Source organism: Paenibacillus sp. SEL3, from assembly GCF_054602585.1.
In genome coordinates this window covers 3,622,226-3,632,500 of sequence record NZ_CM137725.1, presented here as the reverse complement: position 1 = coordinate 3,632,500, position 10,275 = coordinate 3,622,226, and the positions used below count along the sequence as shown (strand labels likewise).

At 49.6% G+C, this 10,275-nt stretch carries 4 protein-coding genes, 21 tRNA genes and 3 rRNA genes (1 of these 28 running past the window's edge); 3 read left to right on the top strand and 25 right to left on the bottom strand.

Annotated features, from left to right (window positions below):
* A protein-coding gene (locus ACYCS5_RS16795; RefSeq protein ID WP_029516024.1) for a Crp/Fnr family transcriptional regulator crosses the window boundary here: on the bottom strand, window positions 1–2 show a 2-nt sliver of it. The gene continues 739 nt to the left of window position 1, outside the view; a 2-nt sliver of its 741-nt coding sequence is all that appears in the window; the start codon is cut by the window's left edge — 2 of its three bases fall inside, at window positions 1–2; the stop codon falls past the left edge of the window.
* A gap of 299 nt (window positions 3–301) precedes the next feature.
* Between ACYCS5_RS16795 and ACYCS5_RS16790 the strand changes: the two genes are divergently transcribed.
* The 3 genes from ACYCS5_RS16790 (at window position 302) to ACYCS5_RS16780 (ending at window position 2,643) form a co-directional block, all read left to right on the top strand.
* Window positions 302–751 carry a GAF domain-containing protein gene (locus ACYCS5_RS16790; protein ID WP_029516025.1) on the top strand — a complete coding sequence of 150 codons (450 nt, stop codon included), beginning with the start codon at window positions 302–304 and terminating at the stop codon, window positions 749–751.
* 142 nt (window positions 752–893) lie between these two features.
* On the top strand, window positions 894–1,547 hold the full coding sequence (locus ACYCS5_RS16785) for a response regulator (RefSeq protein WP_029516026.1): 654 nt from the start codon (window positions 894–896) through the stop codon (window positions 1,545–1,547).
* Window positions 1,540–2,643 carry a PAS domain-containing sensor histidine kinase gene (locus ACYCS5_RS16780; protein WP_459759805.1) on the top strand — a complete coding sequence of 368 codons (1,104 nt, stop codon included), beginning with the start codon at window positions 1,540–1,542 and terminating at the stop codon, window positions 2,641–2,643. Before ACYCS5_RS16785 ends, ACYCS5_RS16780 begins: the two co-directional genes overlap by 8 nt.
* Before the next feature lie 202 nt (window positions 2,644–2,845).
* On the opposite strand, the gene ACYCS5_RS16775 is transcribed toward ACYCS5_RS16780, so the two are convergent.
* The 24 genes from ACYCS5_RS16775 to ACYCS5_RS16660 form a co-directional block, all read right to left on the bottom strand.
* A tRNA-Gly gene (locus tag ACYCS5_RS16775) sits at window positions 2,846–2,916 on the bottom strand.
* Window positions 2,917–2,925: 9 nt separating this feature from the next.
* Window positions 2,926–2,999: transfer RNA gene (locus ACYCS5_RS16770), tRNA-Pro, on the bottom strand.
* A 26-nt stretch (window positions 3,000–3,025) separates the two neighbouring features.
* Window positions 3,026–3,099 (bottom strand) — tRNA-Arg (locus tag ACYCS5_RS16765).
* A gap of 26 nt (window positions 3,100–3,125) precedes the next feature.
* Window positions 3,126–3,196: transfer RNA gene (locus ACYCS5_RS16760), tRNA-Cys, on the bottom strand.
* A gap of 10 nt (window positions 3,197–3,206) precedes the next feature.
* Window positions 3,207–3,281 (bottom strand) — tRNA-Gly (locus ACYCS5_RS16755).
* A gap of 6 nt (window positions 3,282–3,287) precedes the next feature.
* Window positions 3,288–3,375: transfer RNA gene (locus ACYCS5_RS16750), tRNA-Leu, on the bottom strand.
* A 14-nt stretch (window positions 3,376–3,389) separates the two neighbouring features.
* A tRNA-Lys gene (locus ACYCS5_RS16745) sits at window positions 3,390–3,465 on the bottom strand.
* Window positions 3,466–3,469: 4 nt separating this feature from the next.
* A tRNA-Gln gene (locus ACYCS5_RS16740) sits at window positions 3,470–3,544 on the bottom strand.
* A gap of 17 nt (window positions 3,545–3,561) precedes the next feature.
* Window positions 3,562–3,634: transfer RNA gene (locus tag ACYCS5_RS16735), tRNA-His, on the bottom strand.
* A gap of 19 nt (window positions 3,635–3,653) precedes the next feature.
* Window positions 3,654–3,739: transfer RNA gene (locus ACYCS5_RS16730), tRNA-Tyr, on the bottom strand.
* 4 nt (window positions 3,740–3,743) lie between these two features.
* Window positions 3,744–3,819 (bottom strand) — tRNA-Thr (locus ACYCS5_RS16725).
* A gap of 26 nt (window positions 3,820–3,845) precedes the next feature.
* Window positions 3,846–3,918: transfer RNA gene (locus ACYCS5_RS16720), tRNA-Phe, on the bottom strand.
* Window positions 3,919–3,984: 66 nt separating this feature from the next.
* A tRNA-Asp gene (locus tag ACYCS5_RS16715) sits at window positions 3,985–4,061 on the bottom strand.
* A 25-nt stretch (window positions 4,062–4,086) separates the two neighbouring features.
* Window positions 4,087–4,160 (bottom strand) — tRNA-Met (locus tag ACYCS5_RS16710).
* Between the two features lie 30 nt (window positions 4,161–4,190).
* Window positions 4,191–4,266 (bottom strand) — tRNA-Val (locus ACYCS5_RS16705).
* A gap of 6 nt (window positions 4,267–4,272) precedes the next feature.
* Window positions 4,273–4,344: transfer RNA gene (locus ACYCS5_RS16700), tRNA-Glu, on the bottom strand.
* Between the two features lie 32 nt (window positions 4,345–4,376).
* Window positions 4,377–4,468, bottom strand: a tRNA-Ser gene (locus ACYCS5_RS16695).
* Window positions 4,469–4,471: 3 nt separating this feature from the next.
* Window positions 4,472–4,545: transfer RNA gene (locus ACYCS5_RS16690), tRNA-Met, on the bottom strand.
* 35 nt (window positions 4,546–4,580) lie between these two features.
* Window positions 4,581–4,656 (bottom strand) — tRNA-Asn (locus ACYCS5_RS16685).
* 4 nt (window positions 4,657–4,660) lie between these two features.
* Window positions 4,661–4,736 (bottom strand) — tRNA-Ala (locus ACYCS5_RS16680).
* A 22-nt stretch (window positions 4,737–4,758) separates the two neighbouring features.
* Window positions 4,759–4,835 (bottom strand) — tRNA-Ile (locus ACYCS5_RS16675).
* A 36-nt stretch (window positions 4,836–4,871) separates the two neighbouring features.
* Window positions 4,872–4,988: ribosomal RNA gene (gene rrf, locus ACYCS5_RS16670) — 5S ribosomal RNA — on the bottom strand.
* Between the two features lie 149 nt (window positions 4,989–5,137).
* A 23S ribosomal RNA gene (locus tag ACYCS5_RS16665) occupies window positions 5,138–8,066 on the bottom strand.
* Window positions 8,067–8,471: 405 nt separating this feature from the next.
* A 16S ribosomal RNA gene (locus ACYCS5_RS16660) occupies window positions 8,472–10,027 on the bottom strand.
* Together the 16S, 23S and 5S rRNA genes with 21 tRNA genes alongside form the textbook arrangement of a ribosomal RNA operon.
* Window positions 10,028–10,275 lie beyond the last annotated feature (248 nt).

Below are 10,275 nucleotides of genomic sequence, written 5' to 3'. Positions count from 1 at the left end.
ATGTTAGCGTCCTCCTCGTGTTTACCTGATATCTATATCATAATGTTTTAACGCCTGGGTTGTTATCGGGAGAACACCTGATTTTATACCTTCCTACTCCCTGATTTGCTGTGATAAATATCACTTCTGAAGTAAGCTAACGCCCCATTTATCGACCATTTCCCTACTCCTTATCCGACCAGATGAAAAGTCAGTGTTTCCTGCGCCTATAGATCAGGGGGTTCCCCGATCTACTTTTGCAACTGTCGAAACTACAATGAACTAGAGATATAGTTTGGTTATGAAAAAGGATGTGTCTTCTATGCTACAAATAACGGATGAAATGCGAAAAGAACTGAACCAGTTGAGAGATACTATTTATGGTGATCTCACTGCCCTTGCATTTATGTCCAAGTCAGGTGGTAAGTTGCATTGGTATTACGCCTCTGGTAGCCGAAGCAATCGCTATCGCCTTATTTCTTTTAAGATTGGCCATGGTATTGCCGGTATGGCTGTTCGCTTGGGGCGTACCGTAACTGTAAGTGCTTTGCTATCAGGTAGTATACGTCTGCGTCAGGAATGTGCACTAATGCTGGCCGAGCAGCTTCACTCTGCTGTTGCCATTCCCTTTTCCAGCACAGGAGATCTGCCCAACGGTGTGCTGCTTCTTGGTAATCGTGATGTGAGGATGTTCACAGAGTCTGATATAGCCGAGGCTACTCAAGTAGCTCAACGCCTTAGCCAACTATGTGCTTACCCTCTCACTCCATAGCTCAACAATGTTTCTATAGATAATGATCCTCATCAGATACTTGATATAGCTGTCCCTAACTATCTTTGTTGATTGAAATCCCTAAAATTTGCTATGATTATGACAAAACGTACGGTTTTTTACCGTTCGAGGGGATGACAAATTGATTCGTATACTAGTAGTGGATGATCACGTTGTCGTACGTTCTGGCCTCATGGCCCTATTGGACGGCAAAAACGGTATTAAGGTAGTAGGAGATGCAGCAGACGGGGATGAGGCAATCCGCAAGGCAGTGGAGCTACAACCTCATGTTGTGCTCATGGATTTTAGCATGCCACCTGGAAAAGATGGTCTCACAGCAACCACTGAATTAAAAAAACAGCTGCCCGATACAGAAGTCCTTATTTTAACGATGCATGACGATGAAGAATATCTGTTCCGAGCCATTCAAGCTGGAGCATCCGGATATATTTTAAAAAGCGCACCTCACGAGGAGTTACTCGCTGCCATCCAGTCTGTGGCCGAAGGTAGTGCCTATTTGTACCCGAATGCAACCAAACGACTGATGAGTGAATATCTGGACAAAATCAAACAGGAAGGCATAGCCGGACCCTATGAATCCTTGTCTGAGCGGGAAAAAGAGATTCTATCCTGGGTAGCCAAAGGATATGCCAACAAGGAAATTGCCGAGCACCTGGTGATTAGTGTCAAAACCGTAGAGTCCCATAAAAGCAATCTTATGGAGAAGCTTAACTTGAAAACACGACCTGAGCTAGTCAAATTCGCACTAAAAAAGGGGCTGCTCCATTATGAATGAACCTTCTAACCCTTTACTGCAGCATGCCTTTGGTGAATCAACCGATAAACTGCTGAATGATCTGGAAATTTATATACCAGAATCCCCTTTTCTTCATGCGCTGCGTAACTCACTCCACCAATTATCCAATCTGAAATTTGCCCTAGATACGTCTTCCATCGTTGCTTTGACCGATCATCGAGGTATTATTCAGTACGTAAACGACAAGTTCTGTGAGATTTCGCAATACAGTCGTGAAGAGCTGATCGGTCAGGATCATCGTCTCATTAATTCAGGCTATCATACCCCCGCCTTCATGAAAAACCTGTGGACTACGATCCGTTCAGGTGAGGTATGGCAAGGAGAAATACGTAATCGTGCTAAAGATAACAGCTACTACTGGGTGAATACTACGATCGTTCCGTTTATGGACGAGGAAGGTAAACCCTATCAGTACTTAGCGATCCGCAATGAGGTCACTAAACTGAAGAGAGTAGAAGCTGAACTTCAGTCTATGATGACACAAGTCATGCAAATACAGGAAGAAGAACGTAAACGCTTTTCAAGAGAGCTGCATGATGGGATAGGGCAAAGCTTATTTTCACTTATTATCCAATTGGATAGCCAACTTGCCGAACAACCTAGTGCTACTCTGGAGAATCTCCGTTCGCAGGTGACCGACATCATCAAAGATGTTCGTGGTCTAGCGTGGGAACTTCGTCCCTCAGTTCTGGATGATCTGGGTGTCGTCCCAGCCATAAGAACCTATATTGAAAACTTCTGTTCTCATTACGGGATTGAGGTGCATTTTCAATGCAATCTACGTAAACGGGTTGATATTCGCAAGGAAATTGCAATTTATCGGATTGTACAAGAGGCATTAACGAATGTAGCCAAATACGCAGATGTAGCAGAGGCATATGTCGACGTTGAGGATCAAAATGAAATGATACAAGTGACCATTCGGGATAAAGGCATTGGATTCTCTGGAAAGTCCCAAGGAGAGGGAGTTGGATTGTTCAGTATGGAAGAACGAGCTAGAGGGGTAGGGGGATTTATGAGCATAACCTCTGCTCCAGAGGAGGGAACCTCCATCCAGCTGACCATTCCCGTGTAAAAACTGTCCACTAGATCGGTTATCGGTGTATACCAGTTGCATGATCAGAACGATATACACCGATACCGAAGATTATGGATAATCAACACATTGTGGATTACATGAGGATAAATACAAAAAAAGAGAGAGCTCTGTCCCCAGACAGGCTCTCTTTATTTATAAGGTGTCACCACTGAGGCAACAAGAATCCGCTATAGCAAAAAGCGGGTGATGGGAATCGAACCCACGCTACCAGCTTGGAAGGCTGGAGTTCTACCATTGAACTACACCCGCAAAACAGTATCGGGATGACACGATTTGAACATGCGACCCCCTGGTCCCAAACCAGGTGCTCTACCAAGCTGAGCTACATCCCGACATTATACATTTTTTTAAGAAATGACGCGCCCTGAGAGATTCGAACTCCCGGCCTTTTGATTCGTAGTCAAACGCTCTATCCAGCTGAGCTAAGGGCGCATATTAAATTCCATAATGAGTAGTCAAGGCGCCACCCAGATTTGAACTGGGGATGAAGCTTTTGCAGAGCTTTGCCTTACCACTTGGCTATGGCGCCGTATGGATAATGGAGCGGACGACGGGAATCGAACCCGCGACCCTCGCCTTGGCAAGGCGATGCTCTACCGCTGAGCCACGTCCGCAAAATATGGTGCGGTCGAGAGGACTCGAACCTCCACGGGGGGTTAGCCCACACGGACCTGAACCGTGCGCGTCTGCCAATTCCGCCACGACCGCAAAATAATTATAAATGGTGAGCCATGAAGGACTCGAACCTTCGACACCCTGATTAAAAGTCAGGTGCTCTACCAACTGAGCTAATGGCTCTTAATGGCTGGGGATATAGGATTTGAACCTATGCATGACGGAGTCAAAGTCCGTTGCCTTACCGCTTGGCTAATCCCCAACAAATTAAGAATAAAGGGCGGCCGATGGGGCTTGAACCCACGAATGCCGGAGTCACAGTCCGGTGCGTTAACCACTTCGCCACGACCGCCATATGATTATGAAAAGACTGGTGGAGGATGATGGATTCGAACCACCGAACCCGTAAGGGAGCAGATTTACAGTCTGATGCGTTTGGCCACTTCGCTAATCCTCCAAAATGGTGCCGGCGAGAGGACTTGAACCCCCAACCTACTGATTACAAGTCAGTTGCTCTACCAGTTGAGCTACACCGGCACATTACTCATTTCCCACTTGAAAGGTGGCTCGGGACGGAATCGAACCGCCGACACGAGGATTTTCAGTCCTCTGCTCTACCGACTGAGCTACCGAGCCACATTAAATTTTATTACTACATCATATAATCCGCACTATATATGCCAATTATATATGAAGCTAAAATGGCGGAACTGACGGGATTCGAACCCGCGATCTCCTGCGTGACAGGCAGGCATGTTAGGCCTCTACACCACAGTTCCAGAGGCATTTCCAATAGGAAATTAATTGCGGGGGCAGGATTTGAACCTACGACCTTCGGGTTATGAGCCCGACGAGCTACCGAACTGCTCCACCCCGCGACATTAATAAGCATTTCTCAAATTTTCTTATGGTGGAGGCTGAGGGGATCGAACCCCCGACCCTCTGCTTGTAAGGCAGATGCTCTCCCAGCTGAGCTAAGCCTCCATATTATGACCCGTAGGGGATTCGAACCCCTGTTACCTCCGTGAAAGGGAGGTGTCTTAACCCCTTGACCAACGGGCCTTGCAAAATAAGTTCTGGTCTCAATAAATTTATGGCGGAGAGAGAGGGATTCGAACCCTCGCACCACTTTCGCAGTCTAACCCCTTAGCAGAGGGTCCCCTTATAGCCACTTGGGTATCTCTCCGAGTAGCGGCAGAGGGGATCGAACCCCCGACCTCACGGGTATGAACCGTACGCTCTAGCCAGCTGAGCTACGCCGCCACCTTAATATATAAAAGTCAGAAATATTCAAAATATGGCTCCCCGAACAGGACTCGAACCTGTGACAACTCGATTAACAGTCGAGTGCTCTACCAACTGAGCTATCAGGGAATATTGGTGGAGCCAAGCGGGATCGAACCGCTGACCTCCTGCGTGCAAGGCAGGCGCTCTCCCAGCTGAGCTATGGCCCCAATCTTTTTGTTATTCTAGAAGTGGTGGGCCTTAGTGGACTCGAACCACCGACCTCACCCTTATCAGGGGTGCGCTCTAACCAGCTGAGCTAAAGGCCCTAACATGTAAAAATTTATCATCCTCTAAAGGATATCGCTTGGCGACGTCCTACTCTCCCAGGACCCTGCGGTCCAAGTACCATCGGCGCTGGAGGGCTTAACGGTCGTGTTCGGGATGGGTACGTGTGGAACCCCTCCGCTATCGCCACCAAACATGAATTTGCTACGCAAATTCTTCCGTACGGTTATTCAGTTCACCACTTATCCTGTGAATGAATAGCCATGCGCTTGTTGTATGTATTTCTACATACCTTCAAGGTTACACCCTGAAAACTGGATCCGAAACTTATTGCGCTTTATCTTAGGATAAGCCCTCGACCGATTAGTATTGGTCAGCTCCATGCATTACTGCACTTCCACCCCCAACCTATCTACCTCGTCGTCTTCAAGGGGTCTTACTAATTGGGAAATCTCATCTTGAGGGGGGCTTCACGCTTAGATGCTTTCAGCGCTTATCCCTTCCGTACATAGCTACCCAGCGGTGCTCCTGGCGGAACAACTGGTACACCAGCGGTACGTCCATCCCGGTCCTCTCGTACTAAGGACAGCTCCTCTCAAATTTCCTACGCCCACGACAGATAGGGACCGAACTGTCTCACGACGTTCTGAACCCAGCTCGCGTACCGCTTTAATGGGCGAACAGCCCAACCCTTGGGACCTACTTCAGCCCCAGGATGCGATGAGCCGACATCGAGGTGCCAAACCTCCCCGTCGATGTGGACTCTTGGGGGAGATAAGCCTGTTATCCCCAGGGTAGCTTTTATCCGTTGAGCGATGGCCCTTCCATGCGGTACCACCGGATCACTAAGCCCGACTTTCGTCCCTGCTCGACTTGTAGGTCTCGCAGTCAAGCTCCCTTCTGCCTTTGCACTCTTCGAATGATTTCCAACCATTCTGAGGGAACCTTGGGGCGCCTCCGTTACTCTTTAGGAGGCGACCGCCCCAGTCAAACTGCCCACCTGACACTGTCCTCGCACCGGATTACGGTACCAAGTTAGAACCTAGATACGATCAGGGTGGTATCCCAAGGATGCCTCCCTTCAAGCTGGCGCTCAAAGTTCGACGGCTCCCACCTATCCTGTACAGATCGTACCCAAATTCAATATCAAGCTGCAGTAAAGCTCCATGGGGTCTTTCCGTCTTGTCGCGGGTAACCTGCATCTTCACAGGTATTAAAATTTCACCGGATCTCTCGTTGAGACAGCGCCCAAGTCGTTACGCCATTCGTGCGGGTCAGAATTTACCTGACAAGGAATTTCGCTACCTTAGGACCGTTATAGTTACGGCCGCCGTTTACTGGGGCTTCGGTTCATAGCTTCGCCCCGAAGGGCTTACCACTCCCCTTAACCTTCCAGCACCGGGCAGGCGTCAGCCCGTATACTTCGCCTTGCGGCTTCGCACAGACCTGTGTTTTTGCTAAACAGTCGCTTGGGCCTTTTCACTGCGGCCCCCTCGGGCTATTCACCCTACCGAGGCACCCCTTCTCCCGAAGTTACGGGGTCATTTTGCCGAGTTCCTTAACGAGAGTTCTTCCGCGCGCCTTAGAATTCTCTTCTCGCCTACCTGTGTCGGTTTGCGGTACGGGCACCTTCTCCTGGCTAGAGGCTTTTCTTGGCAGTCTGAGATCATGACCTTCGCTACTATAATTTTCGCTCCCCATCACAGCCCAGCCTTACGATGTGCGGATTTGCCTACACATCAGCCTCACTGCTTAGACGGACATCCATCCGTCCGCGTCACTACCCTACTGCGTCACCCCATCGCTCATAGCGGATTACGGTGGTACAGGAATTTCGACCTGTTGTCCTTCGACTACGCCTATCGGCCTCGCCTTAGGTCCCGACTTACCCTGAGCGGACGAACCTTCCTCAGGAACCCTTAGGCTTTCGGCGGATCTGATTCTCACAGATCTTTTCGTTACTCATACCGGCATTCTCACTTGAATGCAGTCCAGCGCTCCTTACGGTACACCTTCAACCCGCATTCAACGCTCCCCTACCCCTGATGCAAGCATCAAGCCATAGCTTCGGTGGTGTGTTTAGCCCCGTTACATTTTCGGCGCAGAGTCACTCGACCAGTGAGCTATTACGCACTCTTTCAATGGTGGCTGCTTCTAAGCCAACATCCTGGTTGTCTGTGCAACTCCACATCCTTTCCCACTTAACACACACTTGGGGACCTTAGCTGATGGTCTGGGCTGTTTCCCTTTCGACAATGGATCTTAGCACTCACTGTCTGACTCCCGGAACTAAATCTATGGCATTCGGAGTTTGACTGAGCTTGGTAACCCTTGCGGGCCCCGCACCCAATCAGTGCTCTACCTCCACGATTCTTCTTTCCGAGGCTAGCCCTAAAGCTATTTCGGGGAGAACCAGCTATCTCCGGGTTCGATTGGAATTTCTCCGCTACCCCCACCTCATCCCCGCATTTTTCAACATGCGTGGGTTCGGGCCTCCAGTGCGTGTTACCGCACCTTCACCCTGGACAGGGGTAGATCACCCGGTTTCGGGTCTACGTCCACGTACTAAAGATCGCCCTATTCAGACTCGCTTTCGCTGCGGCTTCAGCTCTTCACCTTAACCTTGCACGGGAACGTAACTCGCCGGTTCATTCTACAAAAGGCACGCCATCACCCCTAGATCGGGCTCTGACTTCTTGTAAGCACACGGTTTCAGGATCTATTTCACTCCCCTTCCGGGGTGCTTTTCACCTTTCCCTCACGGTACTGCTTCACTATCGGTCGCCAGGGAGTATTTAGCCTTGGCAGATGGTCCTGCCGGATTCATACGGGGTTTCACGTGCCCCGCACTACTCGGGATCCGTCTCGGAGAGAACAAGTTTTGAACTACAGGGCTTTTACCTTCTCTGGCGGGCCTTTCCAGACCTCTTCATCTAACCGGTTCCTTTGTAACTCCACGTGAGACGTCCCACAACCCCAAGGAGCAAGCTCCTTGGTTTGGGCTAATCCGCGTTCGCTCGCCGCTACTGACGGAATCACTATTGTTTTCTCTTCCTCAGGGTACTTAGATGTTTCAGTTCCCCTGGTCTGCCTCTATTCTGCCTATGTATTCAGCAGAAAGTGACTGTCGATGAAGACAGCCGGGTTTCCCCATTCGGACATCCCCGGATCAAAGCTTGCTTACAGCTCCCCGAGGCTTTATCGTTGTTCGCCACGTCCTTCGTCGGCTCCTGGCGCCTAGGCATCCTCCGTGTGCTCTTTGTAGCTTAACCTAGACTTTTCTTTGATAAAAGAAAATGTCGATGTTCGATAAAGAATGTTTTTTTTGCCAAAGGCAAAAGATCTTTCCTTACCTGCTACCTTTATTTCACTTGTTTGCACAAGATCAGCTTAAAGGAATATTCTAAAACGCAATTTCGTTTCGGTATCCAGTTTTCAAGGTGCAATTCGCTTCATCGAAGCGAAACCCGATGAATATTTCGGTTCCACACGAATGTGTGAATGAAGTATTCGTCGAAGCTTGAGAGTTTGAGCTCTCAAAACTGAGCAACGAGTGAGTAAGTTCAGGATATTCATTTCATTCACACGAACGTGATGAACCGAATTGAATATCCGGTCGCAGGTACGTTATACCTGCTAATTTGAATGTTTCCATCGCAGGAAACGATTCTCCATAGAAAGGAGGTGATCCAGCCGCACCTTCCGATACGGCTACCTTGTTACGACTTCACCCCAATCATCTACCCCACCTTCGGCGGCTGGCTCCCTTGCGGGTTACCCCACCGACTTCGGGTGTTGTAAACTCTCGTGGTGTGACGGGCGGTGTGTACAAGACCCGGGAACGTATTCACCGCGGCATGCTGATCCGCGATTACTAGCAATTCCGACTTCATGTAGGCGAGTTGCAGCCTACAATCCGAACTGAGACCGGCTTTTCTAGGATTGGCTCCACCTCGCGATTTCGCTTCCCGTTGTACCGGCCATTGTAGTACGTGTGTAGCCCAGGTCATAAGGGGCATGATGATTTGACGTCATCCCCACCTTCCTCCGGTTTGTCACCGGCAGTCTGCTTAGAGTGCCCAGCTTGACCTGCTGGCAACTAAGCATAAGGGTTGCGCTCGTTGCGGGACTTAACCCAACATCTCACGACACGAGCTGACGACAACCATGCACCACCTGTCTCCTCTGTCCCGAAGGAAAGCCATATCTCTACAGCGGTCAGAGGGATGTCAAGACCTGGTAAGGTTCTTCGCGTTGCTTCGAATTAAACCACATACTCCACTGCTTGTGCGGGTCCCCGTCAATTCCTTTGAGTTTCAGTCTTGCGACCGTACTCCCCAGGCGGAATGCTTAATGTGTTAACTTCGGCACCAAGGGTATCGAAACCCCTAACACCTAGCATTCATCGTTTACGGCGTGGACTACCAGGGTATCTAATCCTGTTTGCTCCCCACGCTTTCGCGCCTCAGCGTCAGTTACAGCCCAGAGAGTCGCCTTCGCCACTGGTGTTCCTCCACATCTCTACGCATTTCACCGCTACACGTGGAATTCCACTCTCCTCTTCTGCACTCAAGCTCCCCAGTTTCCAGTGCGACCCGAAGTTGAGCCTCGGGATTAAACACCAGACTTAAAGAGCCGCCTGCGCGCGCTTTACGCCCAATAATTCCGGACAACGCTTGCCCCCTACGTATTACCGCGGCTGCTGGCACGTAGTTAGCCGGGGCTTTCTTCTCAGGTACCGTCACTCTTGTAGCAGTTACTCTACAAGACGTTCTTCCCTGGCAACAGAGCTTTACGATCCGAAAACCTTCATCACTCACGCGGCGTTGCTCCGTCAGGCTTTCGCCCATTGCGGAAGATTCCCTACTGCTGCCTCCCGTAGGAGTCTGGGCCGTGTCTCAGTCCCAGTGTGGCCGATCACCCTCTCAGGTCGGCTACGCATCGTCGCCTTGGTAGGCCTTTACCCCACCAACTAGCTAATGCGCCGCAGGCCCATCCACAAGTGACAGATTGCTCCGTCTTTCCTCCCTCTCCCATGCAGGAAAAGGATATATCGGGTATTAGCTACCGTTTCCGGTAGTTATCCCTGTCTTGTGGGCAGGTTGCCTACGTGTTACTCACCCGTCCGCCGCTAGGTTATGTAGAAGCAAGCTTCTAAATAACCCCGCTCGACTTGCATGTATTAGGCACGCCGCCAGCGTTCGTCCTGAGCCAGGATCAAACTCTCCATTAAAGACCAACCGAAGCTGGTTTATAGAAAGAGCGATAAGCTCATTTTGAAACTGACGAGATAAAATATCTCTTGTTTTGATTTTGCGAACAAAATCGTTTTACTCACTCGTTGTTCAGTTTTCAAAGATCAAACATTTCTCTTTCGCTGCGTTTTTCAGCAGCTATAAGATCATATCATGTTCGTTTCAAAAATGCAAGGGTTATTTTTTTCTTTTTTTTAAAAATCATTTCACCCAAGCTTTTCGCTTT

Excerpts from the sequence above, each read along its gene's own strand:
- ACYCS5_RS16790 (WP_029516025.1), top strand. The coding sequence starts at position 302 with ATGCTACAAATAACGGATGAAATGCGAAAAGAACTGAACCAGTTGAGA.
- ACYCS5_RS16780 (WP_459759805.1), top strand. The coding sequence starts at position 1,540 with ATGAATGAACCTTCTAACCCTTTACTGCAGCATGCCTTTGGTGAATCA.